Annotated in this window: 16 protein-coding genes; 8 read left to right on the forward strand and 8 right to left on the reverse strand. The window is 70.8% G+C overall.

Annotated elements, in window-relative coordinates:
* Positions 1 to 5: 5 nt before the first annotated feature.
* Positions 6 to 215: a DUF397 domain-containing protein gene (locus ACWD4B_RS10050; RefSeq protein WP_451420299.1), complete on the forward strand. Its 210-nt coding sequence runs from the start codon at positions 6 to 8 to the stop codon at positions 213 to 215.
* A gap of 27 nt (positions 216 to 242) precedes the next feature.
* Here the strand turns inward: ACWD4B_RS10050 and ACWD4B_RS10055 are convergent, their stop codons facing one another.
* On the reverse strand, positions 243 to 3,380 hold the full coding sequence (locus tag ACWD4B_RS10055) for a DUF3427 domain-containing protein (protein ID WP_451420311.1): 3,138 nt from the start codon (positions 3,378 to 3,380) through the stop codon (positions 243 to 245).
* 160 nt (positions 3,381 to 3,540) lie between these two features.
* Here ACWD4B_RS10055 and ACWD4B_RS10060 point away from each other — a divergent pair, with 160 nt between their 5' ends.
* Positions 3,541 to 4,623 carry an MrcB family domain-containing protein gene (locus ACWD4B_RS10060; protein ID WP_451420300.1) on the forward strand — a complete coding sequence of 361 codons (1,083 nt, stop codon included), beginning with the start codon at positions 3,541 to 3,543 and terminating at the stop codon, positions 4,621 to 4,623.
* A 44-nt stretch (positions 4,624 to 4,667) separates the two neighbouring features.
* Here ACWD4B_RS10060 and ACWD4B_RS10065 read toward each other — a convergent pair whose 3' ends face one another.
* On the reverse strand, positions 4,668 to 6,014 hold the full coding sequence (locus ACWD4B_RS10065; RefSeq protein ID WP_451420301.1) for a PrsW family intramembrane metalloprotease: 1,347 nt from the start codon (positions 6,012 to 6,014) through the stop codon (positions 4,668 to 4,670).
* Positions 6,015 to 6,052: 38 nt separating this feature from the next.
* Positions 6,053 to 6,871 carry a tRNA (guanosine(46)-N7)-methyltransferase TrmB gene (gene trmB, locus ACWD4B_RS10070; RefSeq protein WP_451420302.1) on the reverse strand — a complete coding sequence of 273 codons (819 nt, stop codon included), beginning with the start codon at positions 6,869 to 6,871 and terminating at the stop codon, positions 6,053 to 6,055.
* Between the two features lie 228 nt (positions 6,872 to 7,099).
* On the opposite strand from trmB, the gene ACWD4B_RS10075 reads away from it, so the two are divergent.
* Positions 7,100 to 8,050, forward strand: a complete 951-nt coding sequence (locus ACWD4B_RS10075; RefSeq protein WP_451420303.1) for a glycoside hydrolase family 16 protein — start codon at positions 7,100 to 7,102, stop codon at positions 8,048 to 8,050.
* A 91-nt stretch (positions 8,051 to 8,141) separates the two neighbouring features.
* Here ACWD4B_RS10075 and lhgO read toward each other — a convergent pair whose 3' ends face one another.
* Both lhgO and ACWD4B_RS10085 read right to left on the reverse strand, forming a co-directional pair.
* The gene (gene lhgO / locus ACWD4B_RS10080) at positions 8,142 to 9,350 is read right to left on the reverse strand and encodes an L-2-hydroxyglutarate oxidase (RefSeq protein WP_451420304.1); all 1,209 of its coding nucleotides are present in this window, start codon (positions 9,348 to 9,350) and stop codon (positions 8,142 to 8,144) included.
* A 191-nt stretch (positions 9,351 to 9,541) separates the two neighbouring features.
* On the reverse strand, positions 9,542 to 11,032 hold the full coding sequence (locus tag ACWD4B_RS10085) for an MFS transporter (protein WP_336416989.1): 1,491 nt from the start codon (positions 11,030 to 11,032) through the stop codon (positions 9,542 to 9,544).
* Positions 11,033 to 11,818: 786 nt separating this feature from the next.
* Between ACWD4B_RS10085 and ACWD4B_RS10090 the strand changes: the two genes are divergently transcribed.
* Together ACWD4B_RS10090 and ACWD4B_RS10095 are read left to right on the forward strand one after the other, a co-directional pair.
* Positions 11,819 to 13,942: an asparagine synthase-related protein gene (locus tag ACWD4B_RS10090; protein WP_451420305.1), complete on the forward strand. Its 2,124-nt coding sequence runs from the start codon at positions 11,819 to 11,821 to the stop codon at positions 13,940 to 13,942.
* Positions 13,943 to 14,200: 258 nt separating this feature from the next.
* Positions 14,201 to 14,992, forward strand: a complete 792-nt coding sequence (locus ACWD4B_RS10095) for a pentapeptide repeat-containing protein (RefSeq protein WP_451420312.1) — start codon at positions 14,201 to 14,203, stop codon at positions 14,990 to 14,992.
* A gap of 97 nt (positions 14,993 to 15,089) precedes the next feature.
* Here ACWD4B_RS10095 and ACWD4B_RS10100 read toward each other — a convergent pair whose 3' ends face one another.
* Positions 15,090 to 17,090, reverse strand: coding sequence for a sigma-70 family RNA polymerase sigma factor (locus tag ACWD4B_RS10100; RefSeq protein WP_451420306.1), 2,001 nt, complete (start codon positions 17,088 to 17,090; stop codon positions 15,090 to 15,092).
* Between the two features lie 216 nt (positions 17,091 to 17,306).
* Positions 17,307 to 18,143: a TetR/AcrR family transcriptional regulator gene (locus tag ACWD4B_RS10105; protein WP_451420307.1), complete on the reverse strand. Its 837-nt coding sequence runs from the start codon at positions 18,141 to 18,143 to the stop codon at positions 17,307 to 17,309.
* Between the two features lie 380 nt (positions 18,144 to 18,523).
* Between ACWD4B_RS10105 and ACWD4B_RS10110 the strand changes: the two genes are divergently transcribed.
* Both ACWD4B_RS10110 and ACWD4B_RS10115 read left to right on the forward strand, forming a co-directional pair.
* On the forward strand, positions 18,524 to 19,870 hold the full coding sequence (locus ACWD4B_RS10110) for an NAD(P)/FAD-dependent oxidoreductase (RefSeq protein ID WP_451420308.1): 1,347 nt from the start codon (positions 18,524 to 18,526) through the stop codon (positions 19,868 to 19,870).
* 265 nt (positions 19,871 to 20,135) lie between these two features.
* Positions 20,136 to 21,848: an ATP-binding SpoIIE family protein phosphatase gene (locus ACWD4B_RS10115; protein ID WP_451420309.1), complete on the forward strand. Its 1,713-nt coding sequence runs from the start codon at positions 20,136 to 20,138 to the stop codon at positions 21,846 to 21,848.
* Positions 21,849 to 21,951: 103 nt separating this feature from the next.
* On the opposite strand, the gene ACWD4B_RS10120 is transcribed toward ACWD4B_RS10115, so the two are convergent.
* On the reverse strand, positions 21,952 to 23,259 hold the full coding sequence (locus ACWD4B_RS10120) for an MFS transporter (RefSeq protein WP_451420313.1): 1,308 nt from the start codon (positions 23,257 to 23,259) through the stop codon (positions 21,952 to 21,954).
* Positions 23,260 to 23,385: 126 nt separating this feature from the next.
* On the opposite strand from ACWD4B_RS10120, the gene ACWD4B_RS10125 reads away from it, so the two are divergent.
* Positions 23,386 to 23,934 carry a MarR family transcriptional regulator gene (locus tag ACWD4B_RS10125; protein WP_336416983.1) on the forward strand — a complete coding sequence of 183 codons (549 nt, stop codon included), beginning with the start codon at positions 23,386 to 23,388 and terminating at the stop codon, positions 23,932 to 23,934.
* The last annotated feature ends 250 nt before the right edge of the window (positions 23,935 to 24,184 follow it).

Below are 24,184 nucleotides of genomic sequence, written 5' to 3' on the forward strand. Positions count from 1 at the left end.
AAGCCATGGCACAGGCGTCTACGGATTGGCAGAAGTCCTCGTACTCGGGCGGGGGGCCGGATAACAGCTGCATAGAGCTGAGACGGGTTGGCGACGCGGTCGAGATACGCGAGAGCGAGGACCCGGGCGTGGTCATAACGATCAGCCGGGACAGGCTGCGGGGCCTCGCTCTCAGCGTCAAGACAGGCATGGTGACCGTGATCAGGAAGCCATGAGGTAGATCCAGAAACGTCTCGCCGCCTTCACCCCGCGATTGCGGAGTACGTCCAGACGTCGGCCGGCATCTCGTGCTTCAGCTCCCAGATGATGCCCATGGGATTGCTGCCCTCGTGTGAGACGTACTCGGCAGGCCCGAGCAGCATCCAGGGTTGGGGGCCGCCGATGTCGTTCCGCTTGAAGCGACGCACGAACAGGAAGACGTCCGACCCTCGTTCCTTATGGGTTTGGTACCGGATGCCTGTGGGCGAGGTACTAGAGGTGGCGTTCTGCGACTCCCAATGGAAGAGCTCGGGGCTTCGTGCGTAGTCCTTGTATCGCGTCTCTGGAGAGAAGTCCTTGGCGTCCTTCTCCAGCGTGATCAGCAGGGCGTCGATGCTTGCGCTCTCGCACCACTTCACTCCCTCGCGGAAGTGTCCGGGAAGGAAGCCGTTTACGTCGGCCTGGCCGAGCGCGGGGAGTATCTCTTCCCGGCTGTAGGAGGCGTGAATGCTCAACGGAATGGCGGAGTGAGAGCCAGAGAGCTTTACGGGAAGGTGCTCAGTGTGCTCCAGATTATAGCTGAGCACCTGGCGCAACTCATCGCGGAACGCCTTCTGTTGGGTCAGAGATGTGAACCCATCGGCGTATGAGGTGAATCCTCCACCAAGAGGCCACAGGGAGAAGAACAGCATGCGGGCGTATGCCTGGCCTTGCTGGCCCAGGGTCTCGTAGGCCGGTGCGGCGTCCTCCAGCATGCGGCTATAGGCAGCAACACGAGCAGGGTCGTCCACGTGGAGGAAGGCGGAGATGCGCTTGAGGAGTGCTTCTTCGCCATCGGGACTCGCTTCGGGGAGCAGGCCGGCCCTGCGTAGCAGGCGGGTCCAGGAGTTATTAGACCGGTAGAGCTCCTTGAGCTCCCTCCGGCTCTCGTGGAGGAAGTCAGCCAACCTGGGCCGTGCGTACGTAGCAACTTCCCGCGTGAGCTGCGTGACGTTGACGCTGATCTGGGCCTTGATGTTCTCGAGGATTCGCTTCTTCGACTTGCGGTCCAGGACGATTTGGCAGCCCGACGGCAACAGCGGGAAGTCGTGCTCCACGCTGTCGAGCAGGCGTTTGCGCGTGAGGTTGGTGAGTGCCCGGAACTGTTCCTCGAAGCGGAACTCTTTGCGGTGCTGCCCAATGAAGTCGAGCACCGTGAGGACGGCCTTGTCAGGTGTCCGGCGCAGTCCTCGGCCCAGCTGCTGGAGGAAGATTGTGGCGCTGGAGGTCGGCCGGAGGAGAAGGAGCGTGTCCACGTCGGGGATGTCAAGACCCTCGTTGAACAGGTCAACGGAGAAGAGCACTTGGACTTTTCCGTCATGCAGGTCAGCTAGGGCTTGTGCCCGTTCAACCTGAGGGGTGGTGCCGTCGAGTGCCTTAGCGTTCAGGCCGACCTGCTGGAAGAAGTCGGCCATGAAGCGGGCATGGGTCACAGATACACAGAAACCCAGGGCTCGCATGGATCCGGGATCCGTCACCTTGTCCTGCACTGCCTTGACGATCAGGCGGGCACGGGCATGGTTTCCAGTGAAGAGCTTGTCGAGCTCACTGTTGTCGTATGCGCCACGCTTCCAGGCGAGGCCTTCCAAGTCCACGTTGTCGGCGATGCCGAAGTAGTGGAAGGGGCTGAGGAGGTCGTTCTCCAGTGCTTCCCACAGTCGTATCTCGGCTGCGATGTGCCCGTCGAAGAACTCATCCTGCACATTGAGGCCGTCCATCCGCTCGGGTGTGGCGGTCAGGCCCAGGAGCTCCATCGGTTTGAAGTGATCGATGATCCGTCGATATGTGGGTGAGACACCATGGTGGAACTCGTCGATCACGATGACGTCGAAGTGGTCTGGGGTAAAACGTTCCAGGGAACGGGCGTTGAGGGACTGGACACTGGCAAAGACATAAGTCCAGTCCTCCGGTACGTCCCCGCCAACGAGTAGTTCCCCGAAGTTCGCGTCGTTCAGCACATGCTGGTAGGTGACCAGGGACTGCTTGAGGATCTCTTTGCGGTGAGCTACGAACAGCAGCTTGAGGTCACGGCCCGGGTGCTTCCGCTTGAGTGCTCGGTAGTCGAGTGCGGCCATGACTGTCTTGCCGGTGCCGGTCGCCGCAACCAGGAGATTGCGGTGACGGCCGTGGACGTCTCGCTCGACCTGCAGCTGTTCGAGCATGTCTTTCTGGTGGGGGTAAGGGCGCACCTCAAGCCCGGACAGGCTGATCACCGGAGAATCGCCGCGCCCCTTTCCACTGGCCTGACGGAGGGCAGCAGCTAGTCGCTCGCCGTCCTGTTCCGGGTCGTATGGTTCGAAGGCGGCCTCGCTCCAGTAAGAGTCAAAGGTGGCCTCGAACTTCTTCATGACCGCGTGGGTAGCTACCGAAGACAGTCGAACGTTCCACTCCAGACCGTCGAGCAATGCCGCGCGGGAAAGGTTGGAGCTGCCGACGTAGGCCGTGTCGTAGCTGCTGTTCCTGCGGAAGAGCCATGCCTTCGCATGGAGCCGGGTGGACCGCAGCTCGTAGTTGACCTTGACCTCGGCGTTGAACTCTTGGACCAGGCGGTCGAGGGCCTTGCGCTCCGTGGCTCCGATGTAGGTGGTCGTGATGACTCGGATAGGTACCCCGCGGGCTGCGGCAGTTTTGAGAGGCTCTTCAAGGACGCGCAGGCCGTGCCACTTCACGAAGGCGCAGAGCAGGTCAACTCGGTCTGCGGTAGCCAGTTCGGCGCGAAGCTCGAAGCCGAGGTTCGGGTCCTCGGGGGAATTCGTGAGTAGTGCAGTGTCGGACAGAGGCGTGGCAGGGCGGATGGAGTAGGCGCCGGGAGCCTCTTGCTCGGCTATTGCGACGAGTTGGCGAGGACCCTCCGCGATCACCTCGATCCATTGTTTGGCTCCATCGAGGGTGCGCATGGATTCGAGGATGTGGTTGGCAGCAAGGACCTGCTCGTCTGTGGGCAGCCCGGCAAGGATCCGCTGGACTGTTTCGGCGATGTGGCGGGCGAGGACGTGAGGCGTGGATTGCTCGCCGACCTTCTGCTCGATCGCCTGCCAGCCGTTGGCATGCAGTTCCAGCAGGTGCTCTTCAAGGCGCGAAGTGACCAGGCGTTCGTACAGACCTGGCACTGGTGTTGGTTGATGTTCCAAGCGCCCGTCCATCGACATGCCCCCTCGTCTCCCCAGCCGATGGCCATGTTCTATCAGTGAGGTCTGACGGTGGGGTGGGTAGCACCGCCGCGCGGCCTAGCTTCGGTGCTGCGTTCGTCTGGATCTAGTCCCAATGTGACTGACTTTGAGCGATGTTGAGTAGTGTCAGGTCATGGAGATCCGTGAACTGCTCAAAGAGATAGCCGAGACGTACGACAAGGATCTGGGAACGGGTGGTGGGGTACACGCCCAGGATCTCCTGCGTGCAGTCAGGCAGCAGCTCATGCTTGGCGTGTCCGATGAGCTGACAGCCAAGGGGTACGGAGGTAACGGGGACGCTGGGCATACCCCGTGGATTGGGATCTTTGATCTGAAGGTCACGAAGGACCCCAAAAAGGGGCTGTACCTCGCCTACATCTTTGCGGCTGACCTCAAGACAGTGACGCTCACGCTTCAGCAGGGTGTGACGCGGCTTGCAAAGAGCTATGGCCAGGGGCAGAAGCTTCGTGACTACCTGACTGCGAGGGCGGACGCCTTGAGTGGCGAGCTGCCGCCAGCAGCTTTGGCCGGTTGGCAGGTTCGCCCAGACTTCAAGTCCGAGACCTTTCGGGCTCTGGCGTACGAGGCGGGCAGTGTGGCCGCGCGGCGCTACAGCACGGATTCGTTGCCTGAGGAGGCTGCCCTGCGCGCAGACCTCGAGCATCTCGCGCATGTGCTTCGGCAGGCACACGCTGTGGAAGCGGGTGTCACGGTCAAGGACGAGCCGGCCGGGTTCGAGGCCGGTTACAAACCCGCCGAGTATGTGGAGTACAAGGCGCTTGAGGGGTTTGCTCCCAAGGACAGCAGTGACTACGAAGCGCACATCGTTGCCCGGACGGTGAAGAAGACTCGCAAGCACGAGTTGCTCATCGACCAGTTTGGGCGTGCGGTCGCTCAGCGTGGCTTCGACGCCGTCACCAAGGGCCAACACCCCAAGGACCTTGTGCTGCGTAAGGATGGGGCGGAATGGCTCGTAGAGGCCAAGGCCATCAAGCGGCACAGCGCAACGCTGGCCGTACGCGAAGCTCTTGCGCAGCTCTACGAGTACAACCACTTCCTCTGCAGTGAGTCGAAGCCGCATCTGCTTGCCCTGTTCGACGAGGAGATCACGACCTTCGTCTCCTACTTGGAAGGGCTCGGCATCGGGTCTGTCTGGAAGACGCTCACTGGGTGGGCCGGATCGCCTTCGGCCGTCAAGTGGGGCCTCGTCGACTAGAGGGAACGATCCTGCAGTAGGGGCTCACCGCCCACATGCCCTCGTCAACGGGGCGGCCACCCCGCCCCGTACGCCCCCGGCCACCCCCAAGGCGGCGCCCCCGCCCCGTACGCCCCCGGCGGCACCGGGCCAGTGGCTGCCGGAACCCCCACCCCCGCCGCCACTGCCAGCGCCGGCTGGGCCACATCCCGCCGCTGCCACAAGTGGTGCAGCAACTCCTGCTCCCGTACCCCGAAGTCGCCCAGCCCCAGGCCCCGTTCCGCACGTTGCCGCAGAAAGGCCAGCGACGTCGCGAAGGATATGTACTCCGCCACGACACGCGCCGCCGGGGCGCCGCCCTGGCGGCGGGCCATGTCTCGGGCTATGCCTCGGGCCCGCATCGAGGAGAGCGCCAACGGCTCCGGCCACGTCAGCCAGCCCGCGGCCTGGTACGCCGGGAGGAAGGTGCGGATCGTGCGGAGTTCGTTCTGGCGGGACCAGATCGTCAGCCACGTCAGAACGCCGAAGACCGGCACCATGAACAGCGCGTAGACCGCCAGGAAGCCCAGGCCGGGCAGGCTCGCCGAGCCGTTCCATATGCCGTGCAGGGTCATGGCTGTCAGGAGGCCCACTACCGGGACCAACGCCCTCAGCACCCGTCTGCGTGGCGGGAGGGCTGCCGCTATGCCGAAGCCCACGCCCGTCATTGAGGTGAACAGAGGGTGCGCGAAGGGCGACATCAACACGCGGACGAAGAACGTTGCCGCCGTCGTCGACGGCAACCCCTCGTGGCCGAAGCTCTGGTCCGAGGCGAAGGCGTTCCCCAGATACAAGATGTTCTCGGTGAAGGCGAAGCCTGTCGCCGTGATGCCGGCGAAGACCACGCCGTCCAGGAGGCCGTTGAAGTCCCGGCGGCGGAAGGTGAAGAGGAGGAGGACCGCGGCCGCCTTCGCGCTCTCCTCCACCACCGGGGCCACGAACGTGGCGCCCCAGCCTGCAGCCCGCGCGCGGTCGGCGACGTCGATGGTGTTCATGAGCCACTTCGTCGCGAAGCCGTTCGCGAGGATCGCGACGAGGGTGGCCGCGCAGGAGCCCCACGCGAAGGCGAAGGCGAGGTTGCGCCAGGGTTTGGGCTCGACGCTGTCCATCCAGCGGAAGGCCGCTATCAGGAGCGGCACGGGCAGGACGGCCAGGCCGAGGCCGACGAGGAAGCCCTCCGTGCCGGTCTGCTCGCGCACCAGGGCCAGGATGATCAGGCCGCAGAGCGCGAGCAGCAGGATCAGCCCGCCCGCGCGGACCGCCTTGTTGTCCCAGAGGGTGTCCCACAGGGCCCGGCGGGGCCGGTAGTGCCGGACACCCCCCGGCGGGGGCTGGGGCGGCTGCTGCGGGTACGGGGGCAGGGACTCATGCACCCATTGACCCTAACGAAGAGGGTTCCCCCTCAGACGCCTTACGTTGCCTTGCGGCGGAACAGCAGGTCGCGGACCACGTGGCCCTTGTCCAGGCCCTGGCCCTCGAAGCGGGTCAGCGGGCGGAACTCCGGGCGCGGGGCGAAGCCGCCGTCGGCCTGGGTGTTCTCGAACTCGGGCGCCGCCGTCAGGACTTCCAGCATCTGCTCGGCGTACGGCTCCCAGTCCGTCGCGCAGTGCAGCAGCGCACCCGGCGCGAGGCGGGTCGCGGCCAGGGTCAGGAACTCCGGCTGGATCAGGCGGCGCTTGTGATGGCGCTTCTTGGGCCAGGGGTCCGGGAAGTAGACGCGGAGGCCGGCGAGGGAGTCGGGGGCGAGCATCTCGCGGAGCAGGATGATCGCGTCACCGTTCGCCACGCGGACGTTGGTGAGGCCGTTGCGCTCGGCGAGGTTCAGCAGATTGCCCTGGCCGGGGGTGTGGACGTCGCAGGCCAGGATGCCGGTGCCGGGGTCGGCCGCCGCCATCTGCGCCGTGGCCTCGCCCATGCCGAAGCCGATCTCCAGGACGACGGGCAGGGCCGGGTCGCCGAAGAGCTCACCGAGGTCCAGGCGGCTGAGGCCGTCGATGTCGAGGCCCCACGTGGGCCACAGCCGGCGCAGCGCCTCGCCCTGGCCGGGCGTGACCCGGCTGCGGCGCGGCTGGAACGAGCGGATGCGGCGCTCGTGGTGCGAACCCGCCGGGTCCGCTGCCGGGCCGTCGGGGAACATCGGCTCCGACCGGTCCCTGCGGGGCCGGTCTGCGGGGGCGGGGGCCTGGGCCGGGACGGCGGTGGCCTGGGTGGGGGTGAGGTTCTCGGACACAGTGCTGTCAGTCTACGGGCGCGGTGCGCGAGGCGTCCCGGGCCATTGGGCCTGATCCGGCCCGGATCGGGAGACGGAACCCGACTGCGGACAGCCGCACGGGGCACTCCGGGCCGGGCTCGCCGTGTCGGCACCCAAAGTCTGATATGTCAGCTTTTACGATCCTTCTCGCTCGGCCCGTCAGGGCGCCCGCACCCGCACGAGACGGACATCCGCATGAGATCGCGCATGAGAACGTGCACGACATCGCGTACGAGACGGCGCGCGAAACGGCGTACGAGACCGCGCCTCCTTCCCACCGCCGCCCGGCTCTCGGCGCTGGCGCTCCTCGTCACCGCCGGACTGCTCTCCGGCTGCCACCTCGGGCAGCCCACCGACGGCTCCCGCGGCTCCCGCGACGACGCCGCCGCTCCGCGCGAGCGCGGCGACTGGCGGCTCGTCTGGGCGGACGAGTTCCGCGGGCCCTCCTACCGCGGGCCCGACCCCGCCAAATGGAACTTCGACCGCGGCGCCGAACCGCAGTGGGGCAACCACGAGTGGCAGTACTACACCGACCGGCACGAGAACGTGGCCCTGGACGGCGCCGGCCACCTCGTGATCTCCGCACGGCGGGAACGCCTGCCGTGGATGCACTGCACGGTCGGGCCCTGCGACATCACCTCCGGGCGGATCACGACCAAGGGGAAGTTCTCCCAGGCCTACGGGCGCTTCGAGGCGCGGATCAAGGTCCCGAAGGGGAAGGGGATGTGGCCCGCCTTCTGGATGCTCGGGGCCAACGTCGACCGCGTGGCCTGGCCCGGGAACGGCGAGATCGACGTGATGGAGGTGCTCGGGCACCAGCCGTGCACCGTGCACGGGGCCGTGCACGGCCCCGGGTACGTGGCGAAGGGGCTCGAGCAGCACATGAGCCTGCGCGGGGGCAGCCTGTCCGACGACTTCCACACGTACCGGGTGGACTGGAGCCCGGGGAAGGTGACGTGGCTGCTCGACGGGAAGACGTACGGCACGGCCCGGTCGGGGCAGCTGCGGCGGGGGCAGCGGTGGGTGTTCGACCACCCGCACTATCTGCTGCTCAACCTGGCGGTCGGCGGGGACTGGCCGGGGGCACCGGATGGGGGAACCCCGTTCCCCAACCAGATGGTGGTCGACTATGTGCGGGTCTACGCGCCCGGGCGGTGAGCGCTGCGCGCACGCCCGTTCGTCGGCTGCGGGTCGTGCGTGGCTGGTCGCGCAGTTCCCCGCGCCCCTCCGGGGCGCGATACCGGCACCCCTAAAGCTGTCCCAGCACCCTCCGTGCCACCTCGCGGCCGATCGGCAGCGATGCCGTCGCCGCCGGCGACGGGGCGTTCAGCACGTGCACCATCCGTGGCGACTCCGCGAACAGGAAGTCGTCCACCAGCGTCCCGTCCCGCAGCACCGCCTGGGCCCGGACCCCGGACGGGGCCGGTATCAGGTCGTCCTCCGCCACCTCCGGGAGGAGGCGCCGCACGGCCTCCGTGAACGCGCGCTTCGACAGGGAGCGCTGCACCTCACCCGCGCCGTACCGCCAGTGGCGCTTCGCTATCCGCCACGTGCCCGGGTAGGCGAGTGTCCCCGCCAGCTCCGACGGGCGCACCACATGCCAGGCGTAGCCCTCGCGGGCGAGGGCGGGGACCGCGTTCGGCCCCACGTGCACGTGGCCCTCGATGCCGCGGGTGAGGTGGACGCCCAGGAACGGGAAGGCCGGGTCCGGCACCGGGTAGACCAGGCCGCGGACCAGGTCCGTGCGCTCCGGGCGCAGCTCGAAGTACTCGCCGCGGAACGGGACGATCCGCGCCCCCGGATCGTCGCCCGCCATCCGGGCCACCGCATCGCTGTGCAGCCCCGCGCAGTTGACCAGGGCCCGCGCCCGCAGCACCTCGCCCCGCGCCGTGCGCACCGCGACCGCCGAGCCGCGCCGGCCGATCACGCGCACCTCCGCGCCGTACCGCACGGACGCCCCTGCCTCCTCCGCGAGCGCGGCCAGCCGCCCCGTCACCGCGCCGTAGTCGCACACGCCCGTCGTGCCCACGTGGATGGCGCCGAGGCCCTGTACCTGCGGCTCGTACTCCGCTATCTGGGCGGGGCCCAGCTCGCGGACGGGGATGCCGTTCGCCCGGCCGCGCTGGACCAGGGCGTGCAGGCGGGGCAGCTCCGCGTGCTCCGTGGCGACGATCAGCTTGCCCGTGACCTCGTGCGGCAGGCCGTGCTCGGCGCAGAACTTCACCATCTCCGCCGCGCCCTGCACCGCGAACCTCGCCTTGAGCGAGCCGGGGCGGTAGTAGATCCCGCTGTGGATCACTCCGCTGTTGCGGCCCGTCTGGTGGCGGGCAGGCCCGCTCTCCTTCTCCAGCACGACGACGCGCGTGCCCGGCACAGCGCGCGTGAGCGCATATGCCGTCGACAGGCCCACGATCCCGCCCCCGACGACCAGCACGTCGCAGTCGTACGCCGCCGCCATCACGCCACCTCCCCGCGACCGTCCCGCGTCTGAACCGGTGTCCGTCCCCGCGCCCACGGTTCCCATGATGACGTGTGCCACTGACAATGGGCCGAAACCCGGTCACCGATCTTGCTGACGCACAGCCATGACCTGGGGTTCCCGCTCCGGGCTCCGTTCAATCACCCGCCGGGCGCCCGCGGGCCCCTCCGTCACGCCGGTGCGACCAGCAGCGGCCGTGCCCGCTCGCGCAGTTCGACCACCCGTGGCTCGTGTCCGTACGGCTCCAGCCGGTGCAGCAGGTCGCGCACGTACTCGGTCGTGCGCGCCGACGAGATCCGTCCGGCGACCTCCACGGCGCGGGCCCCCGCGGCGCAGGCCGCGTCCAGGTTGCCCGACTCCAGCTCGGCCACGGCCGACACCACCAGCCGCAGGCCGTGCGAGCGCACGTACTCCTCCGTGGGGCGGGCCAGCGCCTGTTCGGTGAAGCGCTGCACCTGGCGGGGCATGCGCAGGTCGCGGTAGCACTCGGCGGCGTCGGCGGCGAACCGCTCCTGGGTGTAGAAGTCGAGCCAGGACGGGTCCGCATCGCCCGGGCGGGACCGCTCCAGCCAGCCCTCGGCGGCCTTGAGCGCCGCCCCGCAGGCGGCCGCGTCCCCCGCCTTTGCGTGGGCGCGGGCCTCGACCAGCCGGAAGAAGCTCATCGCCCGGGCCGTGGCCAGGCCGCGGTTGCGTTCGAGGGCGGCCTGCGCGAGGTCCACGCCCTCGTCCGCGTAGCCGCGGTAGGTGGCCTGCAGGCTCATCGACGCCAGCACGTAGCCGCCGAGCGGGACGTCGGCCGCTGCCCTGGCCAGGCGCAGCGCCTGGATGTAGTAGCGCTGTGCGGCCTCCTGTTGGCCGGTGTCGAAGGCCATCCACCCGGCGAGCCTGGTGAGTTCGGCGGTGGCGCCGAACAGGGCGCGCCCCACCTCGTCGCTGTACGAGCCGAGCAGCAGGGGTGCCGCGTCCACCCGCAGGCACTCCGGCACCATCGACGAACGCCAGTCCCCGCCGCCGTACTTGGAGTCCCAGCGGCGCGCCTCGTCCGCCGCCTCGCGCAGTTTCGTCACGTCGCTGTGGCCGACACGCTGCACTAAACCGCAGTCCGGGCCGGAGCTCCCGGCGCCGGACGCACTGCTGTCGTTGCCGTTGCTGCTGCCCGTCTCGCCCTCCCTGACCACTTGGAGGGGCTCGCGGGCGACCGAGCTGTCGGCAGGGGTTATCAGCCAGCGCGAGGCAGGCGTGGAATACGCGCTGACGGAGAAGGAACCGGCCAGGCTCTGCCAAATACCCCCGCCTGCACGGCGACCGGCGAGATCCAGCCGGTAGAGCTCGGTCGCACTGCGCACCGCCTGGCCGACATCGCGCGGAAAGGAGAGCCCCACCTCCGGCGCGGGATCGGCGTCGGCGAGGCCGATTTCGTGCAGCGGGACGGGGCGGCCGAGCTTGCCCGCTATCGCCGCGGCGATCAGATGGGGGGCGGCGCCCTGCGGGACCATGCCCTTGGACACCCAGCGGGCGACGGAGGTCTTGTCGTAGCGAAGGGTCAAACCCCGCTGCGCGCCAAGGTCGTTGACCCGTCGGGCCAGGCCGGCGTTGCTGATCCCTGCGAGGGCGAGAACGGTGCCCAGCTTCTCGTTCGGTCCGCGCGGCTCCCTGGACATGCGCACCCCTCGACGACACGGTGCCTGCCCCGGCATAGGCACGGGGCATTCGTAAACCCAGCGTAGTTCCCCGCATCCCGACCGTTAAGAGGTGTTGTCCCGGATGGCGAGATTCAGGCCCGTATGTGCGTGCATCGAGGGGCACGTGCTCCGGTTGTGTGTGGCAGTGCGCCCGCCGTGCGCTCTGTCCGCGCCATTGCGGGAGCGGTTCCATGGAGGAGCGTGGGTTGGCCCGCTGCAACTGGATCCAGTGGGCTGGGGGAAGCCGTCGCCTCATTCCCCGCGGGCGGCGGAACGGTCCGGGAGGTGGTCAGCGCCTCCCGGACTGTCGCATTGCGGGCCTGTCGGACATCTGCCGGGCCTTCGTCCCGACGGGGGCCTGCGGTGTCCCGGGTGTCCTCGCACGGTGGTGCACGGCGGCGATCGCCTTGCGCGGCACGGCAGCCGGCGCCGTTCCGGTGCCGCCTGTGGAAGCACTTGCCCGAGTGCGCCCCCCTGAATCCCCGATAAGCGGACGGCCCGATTTTGGCCGGATCCGACCGCAGCGGGCGTTCGAGGACACGCGCGTACGAGTGCGGGGCGCGGTCCCTTCCCGTGGCAGCATGGCCCGTGCACGGCTGTGACGGTACGGCACTTCACCCCGCTTTCAGGCGAGTTGGGTGCCGCACTGCATTCCCAGGTGCGTCCAGGTGTCGTCTTCGTGTCGTCTTCCGGATGTCGAAACCGCCGCTTCGCTGTGCATGATGACTGCTACCTGTTGGTTGTCCACAGCCTGTGGAGGCGGCAATGCGCTGGTTGGTGGGGTGGAGCTGCACCGCCTCCGGGGCAGGGACCGGGGCCGCGCCGCACGAGACCGAGGCAGGGCCGGTGCAGCCCGTGGGCGCCCAACTCCTGTGGGACGGACCGGCTCCGCTGTGGGCCGTCGGCGACTGGCGGCCCGACGAGATCCGGGTCGTCCACGCCGGGGCCTCCCTCACCCGCCTCGCCGTGCTCGGCCGGTGCGGCGCGAGCGACGACGCCCTGCGCAGCGGACTGCTCGCCGCCCGCGGTGGCGCCCTGCGGCATCTGACCGCCTGGCCCGGCAGTTACACGGCCGTCGCCCAGGTCGGCCGCCGTCTGACCGTCGTCGGCGACCTGGCCGGTGCCCGGCCCGTCTTCCACACCTCCTGGGCCGGCGGCACCGCCTACGCCACCGCCGCGCTCCCGCTCGCCGACCTGGTCGAGGCCCAGCTCGACATCGGGCACCTCGCCGCACTGCTCGCCTGCCCCGATGCCCCGGAGGCGCTCGGCGACGGCACTCCCTACGCGGGCGTGCGGCGCGTGCCCCCGGGGCACGCGCTCGTGCTGCGCGACGGCGCACGGGACATCACCGGCTATGAACCCCAGGCCTCGCTCGCCGTCGCCGCCCCCCAACTCGGCGCCGAGCAGGCCGTGTCGGGCGTGCGGGACGCCCTCGTCGAGGCCGTACGGGCCCGGTTCGCCGCCCCGCGGCACGCCCCCGTCCACCCCTTCGGGGACCGCGACCCCGGGCCCGTACCCGGCATGGGACCGACCTTCCGGCGCACCGCGCGCGGCAGCGGCCCGGCCCCCGGTATCGGTGCCGACCTCTCCGGCGGCAGCGCCTCTGCGACGCTCGCCCTGCTCGCCGCCGGGCTGCCCGGCATCCCCGGCACCCCGCTCGGGCACGGCAGCGGCACGGGCGAACGCCTCCTGGCCGTCACCTTCAACGACCTGGCCGGCGGCCCCGTCCGCACCCGCGAAGCCGAGCTCGAACGCGCCCGCGCGCTCGCCGCGAACCCACGGCTGCACCATGTGGTCGTCGCCGCCGGCGCCGAGGCCCTCCCGTACTCCGACCTCGACCGCGGCCCGCTGACCGATGAGCCCGGCCCCTCGCTCGTCACCGCCGAACGCCACCGCCGACGGCTGGCCGCCGGCAGCGCGGATCACTTCGTCGGGCACGGCGCACGACAAGTACTTGACGCTCATCCGGCTCGTCTGGCCGACCTGTTGATGGACCGCCGCAGGCGTCATCTGCTCCGGCCGGTCTCGGCACTGGCCCGCGCCGACGGCCCCTCCGCACACTCGCTCTTCGTCCCCTTCACGGTCTACCGGGCAACACGGCGACTCGCGCGGACGACGCACCGGGAAGGACTGGAGGAGGCAGCAGCACGGCTGCTCCGGCCGACGGGAGCGGCGGGCCCGGGCGGCGGGGCGCCGGGAGCCGTCGACGCCTCGCTCGCCGCACTCACGTGGGTCCGCCCGGGACCGGCCGCACGCTGGCTGACCGGCGAGGCCCTCGCCGAAGTATCGGTTCGTCTGCACGGCGCGGCCGTCCGGCCCGCAGCACTGCAGCAACGCCCCGGCGAACGGCGCGCCGCAGCCGCACTCGCCCGCTACGCGGCGGACCACCGCATCTTCGAACAGGCCACGGAGATCCGCGGCCAGCGGCTGCACACCCCCTTCCTCGACAACCAGGTCGTACGGGCCTGCCGTGCGCTCCCCGAGGCGCTCCGGGTGCAGCCCGGGGCGCGCGCCTCGGTCCTGCGCGCGGTCCTGGCCGGTGCCGGCATCCGGGATCTGCCGTCCGGCTGGGGCGCCACCTCCCACGCGTCCCACGCCGCAGCCGTGCGCGCCGGCCTCCACACCTCCCTCAGCACGCTGCTCGCCCTCTTCGACACCCCGCTCCTCGCGGACGCGGGACTGGTCGAGGCCCGCGTCGTCCGGGGTGCGCTGCGCGGGGCGGCGGGCGGGGAGGCGCTGCCCCTGGACGGCCTCGCCGACCTGGTCTCCACGGAGCTGTGGCTGCGCCGCCTGCTCGCGCGCCGCGGCACCTGCTGGACGGGCCCGTCCGCGTCCCGGCAGCGCGCCGTGGCGAGCGGGGTGACGGTGACCCCGAGGCCGGGGATTTGACGCCGGTCCCAGAATGGAGAGTGCGGCCGCCGGCCGGCCGGGGATTCACGGGGAACAGGGACAGGAACGGGAACAGTGTCCGAGAGGCGTGCGGAGAAACGTCCGGAGCGTCCGGCGAAGCGGGGCGGGAAGCGCCCGGGGCGCTCGGAACGTCCGGAGCGTCCGGAGAAACGTTTCCGGGAACGTGCGGACCAGCGTACGGACCAGCGTCCCGACCACGGGGCGGCGCCCGAAGCCGACCGGACCGCGCTCGCCGTCCTGCAGGGGGACTGCAGCAACTGCTTCGGACTGTGCTGCGTCGCGCTGCCGTTCGCCGCGTCCGCCGACTTCGCGGTCACCAAGGACGCGGGCAAGCCGTGCTCCAACCTGCAGACGGACTTCAGCTGCGGCATCCACGCCCGTCTCCGGGACAAGGGCTTCTCCGGCTGCACCGTCTACGACTGCTTCGGCGCGGGCCAGAAGGTCTCCCAGAACACCTTCGGCGGACGCGACTGGCGGCAGGACCGGGCGACCGCGGAGCAGATGTTCGCGGTCTTCCCCGTCGTACGGCAGCTGCACGAGCTGCTCTGGTACCTGACGGAAGCACTGACGCTTCCGGCGGCCCGGCCCGTGCATGCCGACCTCCGCAAGCTGCTCGCCGCGACCGAGCGGCTCGCCGCGCAGAGCACCGAAGCACTGCGCGAGCTGGACGTTGCAGCCCACCGGCAGGACGTCAACGTGCTTCTACTGCGCACCAGCGAGCTGGTGCGGGGAGCCGTGGGCCGGAAGGCGAAGAACCACCGCGGAGCGGACCTCATGGGCGCCCGCCTGAAGGGCGCCGATCTCCGCGGCGTCAACCTGCGCGGCGCCTACCTCATCGCCGCGGACCTCACGGGCGCGGACCTGCGCAGCGCCGACCTCATCGGGGCGGACCTGCGCGACGCGAACCTCTCCGGTGCGGACCTGACCGGGAGCTTCTTCCTCACCCAGCCGCAGCTGAACGCGGCCAAGGGCGACGCGACGACGAAGCTGCCGGGCGGGCTGGCGCGGCCGGGGCACTGGGCGGCGTAAGCGCTTACGCTCCGCTGGAAGGGCGGTACTGCGGCTGCGGGCCGTCTGTGGCTGGTCGCGCAGTTCCCCGCGCCCCTGACGGGGCGCAGAACCGCTTTCAGTCGCACGTCAGCCTCCCCAGCGCCCAGTCCGCCACGGCGGCCCGGTCCGGGGCGGACACCGGCTCGGCCGTCAGACGCAGCGTCCGGCGGCCGGCCAGCGGGACACGCACCGGAACGCCCGGATCCCCGCCCCGGACCACCCCGGAGTTCCACAGGCGCTCGCCGTCCGCGTACACGGAGAACCTGACCGCACCGAATCCCATCGACATGTCGTCCACGCCCGCCACCGCGTCGAACGTCCGGCAGGAGCGGTTCAGGTCGACGGCGACCGACGAGTCCGCGTGCACGCTCGCCCCGTCGCGGTACTCCCTGCCGCCGACCCGCAGGCCCTGGCGCTGCCAGAGCCAGTCGCTGTCGGCGAGCCGGATCTCCGGCTTGGCACCGTCACCGATGTCCTCGTACGTCAGCTCGTCGAGCCGGTAGACCACCGGGAGCCCGGCGGGCGGCGAGACGGGCCCGAGGGAGGGCGAGGGCGTCGGGGACGGCGTGGGACGCAGCAGCGAGGCCGACGGCGTGGCCCTCGGCGTCGCACGGGGCGTGGCCGACGCCGCGGCACTCGCCCGCTCGGCCCGCGGCGAGGGCCTCGACGTCGCCGTCGACGACGGGCGCACCGGGCGCGCCATCGCCACGGATCCCCACGTCGGGCTCGGCGCCGGCGACAGCGGCGGCTCCGACTCGGGAACCGGCGTCGCCGGAGCGGCCGTCGCCGCCCTGACGGCGCGCGGACTCTCCGCCGGCGCGGGCGAACCGCCCACCAGCGCGTACGCCATCACACCGCCCGCGGTGAGCACGGCCCCGACCGCGATGCCGAGCTTGAGCGAGGCCGCCGCCCCGCCCCCCGAACCCGCGCCCGATCCCGCGCTGCTTCCGCCGGCCGCCGAGGCCGACGCCGCGGCGCCCGCCGCACCGGCTGCACTTGCTGCACCTGCCGCGAGCCCCGCAGCGGCCTTGAGCGAATACCCCGCCGCGAACCAGCCGACGACCGCCACCGGCAGCAGCGACCGCAGCCGCGCGTTGACGTCGGCGACCTCCAGCGCGGCCGTGCGGCACCGGGCACAGCTCTCCAGGTGCCTGCGCATGCCGCGCTCGGCCCGCGTCCGCAGCCGGCCCCGCGCGTAGGCGCCGAGCCGGTCGGCGTACTGCGCGCAGTCACCGCCGGAGGTGAGCGAGGTGCTCACATGGGCCTGCAGATAGGCCTGTTTGAGACCCTCGCGGGCGCGGAGCGCGAGGACGGCCGTCGCATTGGCCGACAGCCCCAGCAGCGGAGCCACCTCGCTCGGCGACTCCTCCTCCACGGTGGTGTGCCACAACACCGTCTGCCACCGCTCCGGCAGGCTGCGGAACGCCTGCACGGCCAGCGACTCCTCGGCCTCCTGCATCGCCCGTACGTCCGCGCCCAGGTCGAGCGTGTCCTCGTCGTCGGCGCTGGGCCTGCGCTCGGCGGACGAGGCGAAGACCGCGAAATCCTCGACCAGTTGCTCCCGCTTGACCGTCCGCGACCAGGCCGCCGCGACCCGGCGCACGGTGGTCAGCAGATACGCGCGGACCGCCGTCTCCGGGCCCGCCCCGCCCTGCACGGCCTGCAGGGTGCGGGCGAAGACCTCATGGGTGAGGTCCTCCGCGGTGTGCTCGTCACGGCAGCACGTCCTGGCGTAGCGGCGGACCGCATCGGCATGGCGCCGGTACAACTCCTCGTACGCCGTGCCCTCGCCGCTGCGCATCTGCGCGACCAGCTCCAGGTCCGACGGCGGCACCTCCGCACCGTCGCGCTGCTGCGGAACTTCCGCGGCGGCAGCGGACGGACCGTCCGCCGACGGCCCGGGAGGCAGCGCCGGGGGAGAGGAGACGGACTCCGGAGCACCAGAGGACCCGGGCGGCAACGCCCGGCCCTGGCCGGGCACATGAGCCCGCTGTCCCCGACGTCCGGGCGCATGAGCATCAGGCGGCTCGTCCGCCCCGTCTCTCCCGCGCCGTTCTTCCCGCCCGTCAACTCCCATAGCGGAGGCTCCTGTACACGCCTGCACACCCGTACTCCGGGTAAGACTGGCACACAGGGGTGCATTTGCGACAGAGCCGGAACAGCAACCACTCGTCCGAGCATCACTCGTACACGAGAGCCCAAGTGCTCACTCGTTCGGGGAAGACCGGCGAGCGGCCTTCCCCTCTTCCGAGTGCAACTCCTCAGAGCGCAACCGGCGCAGGTACGCGCGCGGTCACGCCACGGGACGCGAGCGGAGCCCCTCGAGCAGGATGTCCAGCAGTCGCGAGGACGCCGCCGCCTGCTGCGCCGCATCCGGCAGCGAGGGCGCCGCCGTGGCTATCACCAGCAGGACGTCCGCCACCGTCACATCGGGGCGCAGTTCACCGGCGGAGCGGGCCCGCTCCACCAGCCGTCCGACGACATCCAGCAGGGCCGCCGCGCCTGCGTCGCTCCGCTCCTCGGCCGCGGACGGCCGCTGTTCGACCAGCCGCAGTTCGTGCAGCTGGCCGCCGGTGACTCCCGGCTGCCGCTGCTGCGGCACCCGCGCCCGGTCCGCGGCCGACTGCACCGCGAACTGCGGGGCGTGCACCGGCCGCTCCGGTGCGCCGGGCTGCACGTGCGGCTGGAGCCGCTCCTGGCCCGCCCGGGCCTCCTCGGACTCGACGTCCACTCCGACCCGCAGGACCTGCGGCGGAAGCAGCCGGCCCGCGCCCGACGCCACCGACGTGCGCAGGAACCGGGACAGCGCCGACCACGGCTCGTCCTCCTGCCCCAGCGCCGTCCGCGCCTGCTCGGTCAGCCGTGCCGTCTCCTCCTCGGCTATCCGCCGGACCAGGACGTCCTTGCTCGGGAACCGGCGGTACACCGTCCCCACACCGACCCGGGCCCGGCGCGCCACGTCCTCCATCGGCGCCCCGTACCCCAGCTCGCCGAAGACCTCGCGAGCCGCGCGCAGGACATGCTCGAGATTGCGCTGGGCGTCCACACGCAGCGGCGTGTTGCGCCCGGAAGTACCGTCAGGCGTCGCGACAGCAGCGGACGCAGACCAATGAGAGCTCTGAATGTGCATACGTTCCCCCGGTTATGACGTCTCCCCCCGGAGACTCCCCGCCCTGACTGTCGGGGCGCGTCTCGACACCCCGACGGAGTACGAACATAGTTGAGCCCCGGTCAAGAAAGAAGGGGGTAGTTCCGCACAGCCCGTCCCCGATTGGAGTACGGGCCCGGTCTGCTCCGCTTCCGCACACCCCCGACGCCCCGTCCGAACCCCTCTGACCTGCGCATACGTATGCGCTCAGCAGGCCGTTCGCACGGAGGGATCAGCTCCGGCGGCAGTCGTACATTTCGCGGAGCCTGTGGACAAACCCCGGCCGAGGGTGCGTCATGAGAGGGGGTGCGGGGGAGAGTGCAGGGCGCGGGGGCCACGAAGAGGACCATGAAGGGGCAGCCTTGGCGAAGGAACCGGCGCGCATTCTGGTGGTCGGCGGCGGCTACGTGGGCCTGTACACCGCACTGCGCCTCCAACGGGAGGCCAGACGCGGCGAGGCCGAGATCCTGGTGGTCAACACCGATCCGTACATGACCTACCAGCCCTTCCTCCCCGAGGCCGCCGCCGGGTCCATCTCGCCCCGGCACGTCGTCGTCCCCCTGCGCCGCACGCTGGGCGACTGCCGGATCGTCGTCGGCGAGGTCACGGCCGTCGACCACACCGGGCGCACCGCGACCGTCAGGACCCTCGCCGCCGAGGAGGAGGGCACCGGCACGGTCGACATCCCCTACGACGAACTCGTCCTCGCCCCCGGCTCCGTCTCCCGCGCCCTCCCCGTCCCCGGCCTCGCCGACCACGGCATCGGCTTCAAGACCGTCGAGGAGGCCATCGGCCTGCGCAACCACGTCCTCGAACAGATGGACATCGCCTCCTCCACCCGCGACCCCCAGGTCCGCGACGCCGCCCTCACCTTCGTCTTCGTCGGCGGCGGCTACGCGGGCGTGGAGGCCCTCGCCGAGCTGGAGGACATGGCCCGCTACGCCGCGCGTTACTACCACAACCTCCGCCCCGACGACCTGAAGTTCGTCCTCGTCGAGGCAACGGACCGGATCCTGCCCGAAGTCGGCGCGGAGCTGGGCCGCTACGCCGTCCGCGAGCTCCGCGGCCGCAACATCGACGTCCGTCTCGGCACCCGCCTCGACTCCTGCGAGAACCGCATCGCCGTCCTCAGCGACGGCTCGCGCCTGCCCACCCGCACGCTCGTGTGGACCGCCGGCGTCAAACCGCACCCGGTCCTCGCCGCCGCCGGCCTGCCGCTCACCGAGCGCGGACGGCTCAAGTGCACGGCCGAGCTGCGGGTCGAAGGCGTCGAGCACGCCTGGTCGGCCGGGGACGCGGCCGCCGTCCCCGACCTCACGGCCGAACGGCCCGGCACCGAGTGCGCCCCCAACGCCCAGCACGCCGTCCGCCAGGCCAGGGTCCTCGCCGGCAACGTCCTCGCCGCTCTGCGCGGCAAGCCCCTCCAGGAGTACCGCCACCGGAACGCCGGCTCCGTCGCCTCGCTCGGACTCCACAAAGGCGTCGCGCAGGTCTACGGGAAGAAGCTCAAGGGCTATCCCGCCTGGTTCATGCACCGCGCCTACCACCTCAGCCGCGTCCCCACCGTCAACCGCAAGGCGCGCATCCTCGCCGAATGGTCCCTCGCCGGACTGTTCAAACGTGAGATCGTCTCGCTCGGCTCGCTGGAACACCCCCGTGCCGAATTCGAACTCGCGGCAGGCACCGGACGCCACCCGGAGGCGAGTTGAAGCAGGTGACAAGCGGCGGCAGGAGCACGGAACTCCTCCGCGTGGCCCAGCGTCTGACGGATGTCGGTCCCGTCGGCCACACTGGACGTGTGACCATGGGTGGGTTCGTGCTTGCGAAGAGTAACAATCATGAGGTTTCGGACGTTTGCTGCACTCCCCAGGGGCCCGGCCCCCGCACCGCCGACCGCGGCCCCGAGCCGGGCACGCGGCTCAGCCGCCCCACGTCGCCGAGCTGATCCGGAACGACTCCGCGAGGTAATCCTCAGTGAACTTCACCCGCTGGAGCGCCCGGCTCCCCGGAACACAGCGCCGGGCAGCGGCGCGCGCCGAACGCACCTCCGCCACGTCCCCACAGCCCGCGCCCGCCGCGGGCGGCACGAGCGGCTCCGTCCCCGCCGCCCGCGCCGAGAGCCCGCCCCGGCCCGGCAGTGAGCCCGGCGCAGCCCCCGTCCCCGCGCTCGACGGACTGTCCGTCCACGACATCCTCGGCAAGGTCCCCGCTCTCGTCGCCGTCGTCCACGGCCCCGACCACCGCATCGCCTATGTGAACGACGCCTACGCCGCGCTCTTCGGCCCCCGCACCCCCGGCGTCCCCGCCCGCGAGGCCCTCCCCGAGTTCCAGGAGCTCGGCCTGCTCCCGCTCATGGACCAGGTCCTGCGCAGCGGCAAGCCCCGCACGGTCAAGTCCCGCCGCGTCACCACGGCCGACGCCCGGCACGGCTACTACACCTTCACCTGCTCCCCGATCCGGGTCGCCGACGGCAGCGAGCCCGGCAGCTCCGGCGTCCTCGTCTTCGCCGCCGACGTCACCGACCAGGTCGAGGCAGTCGAGCGGCTGCGCGCCAGCGAGCGCCGCCAGCGCGAGGCCGCCGTCACCCTCCAGCGCAGCCTGCTCCCCCAGGAGCTCGAACAGCCCGACGACCTCCGCGTCGCCGCCACCTACCAGCCCGGCGGCAAGGACACCGCCGTCGGCGGCGACTGGTACGACGTCATCACCCTCGGCGCCGGCCGCACCGCCCTCGTCATCGGCGATGTCATGGGCCGCGGCGTCCGCGCCGCCGCCGTCATGGGCCAGCTCCGCACGGCCGTACGGGCCTATGCCCGCCTCGACCTCCCGCCCCACGAGGTCCTCCAGCTCCTCGACGGCCTCGCCACCGAGATCGACGCCACCCAGATCGCCACCTGCGTCTACGCCGTCCACGACCCCAACGAGGGCCGCCTCGTCTACGCCTCCGCGGGCCACCTGCCCATCCTCGTCCGCGACCCCGACGGAACGGTCCGCCGCGCCGCCGAACCCACCGGTCCCCCGCTCGGCACCGGCGGCTGGCTGCACACCTCCGGCACGGTGCCGCTCGTGCCCGGCTCCAGCGCTGTCCTCTATACGGACGGTCTCGTCGAGCGGCGCGGTGAGGACATCTACGACGGCGTCGCCGCGCTGGAGCGCGCCTTCGCCGGCGCCACCGGATCACCCCAGGTCATGTGCGACCGCCTGATCCGCACCCTCGGCGTCACCGCCGAGCACGACGACGACGTCGCCGTCCTCGTCCTCCAGCACCCCGCCCGCACCGGCCACGACGCCGAGCTCTTCCACAACGCCGCACTCGAACTCCTCGGCGGCATCGAAGCAGCACCGCGCGCCCGCGCCTTCGCCTCCGGCGTGCTCGCCAGCTGGCGCTTCCCCAACGAACTGCGCGACCTGGGCGTCCTGGCGGCCAGCGAGCTCGTCGCCAACTCCCTCCAGCACGGCACGCCCCCCATGCGGCTCAGGCTGCGCCGCACCGACCGCCGCCTGATCATCGAGGTCACCGACGGCGACGACCACCTGCCGCGCCGCCGCCGCGCGGAGCCCGCCGACGAGGCCGGCCGCGGCATCTCGATCATCGCGACCATCGCCTCGTCGTGGGGATCACGGCGCACACCGGGCGGCGGCAAGGCGGTCTGGTGCGAGTTCGCGCTGCCCTCGGGGCAGGCGCCTTGAGCGTTCCGCACGACGAGATGCCTGTGGCCCGGAAACGTCACGTTTCCGGGCCACAGGCATCTCAGAAGAGTGGGTCCAGGCGTCCACCGGCCGGTCAGACAGGTCAGACGGATACGGGCACCCGGTCGTCCGCGCTCTCGGTCGGCACCGAGCGCCGCACGACCGCGGCGCGCACGGGGTTGTCCTGCGCGGCCGTGAGCCGGCGGCCCAGCTGCAGCGCCAGTACCGAGATCCCGAGCGAGCACACGACCAGCATCACGATGTACGCCGCGTACATCCCCGCACCGGCGATCAGACCGCCTGCTGCCGGACCGATCGCCAGAGCCAGCTGCTTCACCAGGGCGAAGGCGGAGTTGTACTGCCCCACCATCCGCGCCGGAGCCAGGTCGGCCACCAGCGGCGCCAGCGTCGGGGAGAGCATGGACTCGCCGATACCGAAGAGCGCGTACGTGGAGATCAGCAGCGCCGTCGCCACCCCGTGCGCCCCCGGGACGAGCCCGGACACCCCGGCCGCGAGCCACGCCACGGTCCAGATCAGTCCGACCAGCGCGATCACCCGGCTGCGCCGCCGCCGCTCGACCAGCTTCAGGACGACGAACTGCGCCAGCACGATCGCCGCCGTGTTCGCCGCGAGGGCCATGCCGAGCGTCGCGGGCGAGATCCGCGTGACCTCGACGGCGAACGCCGCGAGACCCGACTCGAACTGGCCGTAGCAGGCGAAGAACATCACGAAGCCGAGCACCGACAGCTGCACCATGGCCCGGTCGCCCAGCAGGGTCCGCCAGCCGCTCGCGCCGTCCTGCTCGTCCCGGCCGGTCGGCACGGCGTCGTCGACCCTGGGCGCCTTCGGCAGCCGCACGGTCGCCACCGTCGCGCCGAGCACCAGGAACATCGCGGACTCGATCGCAAACAGCCGGACGAAGCTCGACGGGTCCGAGGTATCCACGAGCTGCCCGCCGAGCAGACCGCCGATGCCCAGACCGAGGTTGTTCATGAAGAACTGCATCGCGAACGCACGGGAACGGGTGGCCGTCGTCGAGCACCACACGATCATCGTGGCCAGCGACGGCTGGATCACGGCCATACCGGAGCCCAGCGCCGCCGCAGCGGCGACGACCAGCACCTTGCTGTCCGCAAGCCCCAGCCCCAGAGACCCCATGGCGGCGACGACACCACCCGCGACGGCAACAGGCAGCGGACCCCGGCGGTCGATCACCCGGCCGGTGAAGGGCAGCACGACAAGAGCGGCCACGGCGAAGGTCGCGAGCACGACGCCCGCCGTGCTCGCACCGAGATTCCGCACCTGAGACACATAGATGAACAGGAACGGAATCGTGAAGCCGTTGCCGAACGCGCTCAGCGCGTTGCCCAGCTGGATCCGACGCAGTGCTGCGCCCATCGCGGTGGTCACACTCACCCCCTAGGTGGAAGGCCGGAGACAGACAGTCCAGGCCTGAAGACTTCAACAGTAAAGTTCGAAGCTAAAGAGTACATGTAGAAGGGCTTTAACGCGAATCTGTCGTGCCATACTGCGGGGATGCCCGATACACCTGGCTCGGCCGAGCCGAGCATCGAAGAGCAGATCGCCGCGTACCAGCGCGAGTTCCAGGACCTCGATCCCCAGGTGGAGAAGGTCGTCTCGGCGCTCAGCCGCCTCAACCGGCGCATGAACGTCGCCTACGGGCGTCAGACCGCCGAGCTCGGCATCAGCAACGCCGAGTGGGAGGTCCTCAAGGCCCTCGTCCTCGCCGGCACCCCCTACCGCCTGGGCCCCGGCGACCTGGCCAAGCGGCTGGGGCTCACCCCCGCCGCGATGACCCACCGCATCGACCGGATGGTGGCGGAAGGCCTCGTCACCCGCGAACGCGACGAGAGCAACCGGGTCCGCGTCATCGTCGGCCTCACGGAAGAGGGCCGCTCCAAGTGGCTGGAGGCCATGCGCATGGCGACTGTCTTCGAGGAGGAGCTGCTCCAGGACCTCTCCGGCGAGGAGCGCGGCCGGCTCGGGGAGATGCTCACCCGCCTGCTCCGCCGGGTCGAGACCACCCAGCCGGACGCGGGCGGACGGCTCCAGGACCTGGACTGAGGGGACGGGGAGAGGGAGCGGGGAGGGGCGAACGGGGCAGGTGCAAGCTCGGGTTGACACGGGTGTGCCCGATGCGTAGTGTTCTCCGAGTTGCCACGGAGCCGACACGGTTCCGAGGCGGCACCTCACGCCACTTGGCGGCATTCACTACCTGCACGGCCCTTGAACGGGATGGATTTCGGCGTGCCCGAATTCCGGAACGGACTCCGATTAGGAGTCGCGGGGGAAATCCGGTAAAGTAGTGATCACG

Source organism: Streptomyces sp. NPDC002536, assembly GCF_053594995.1.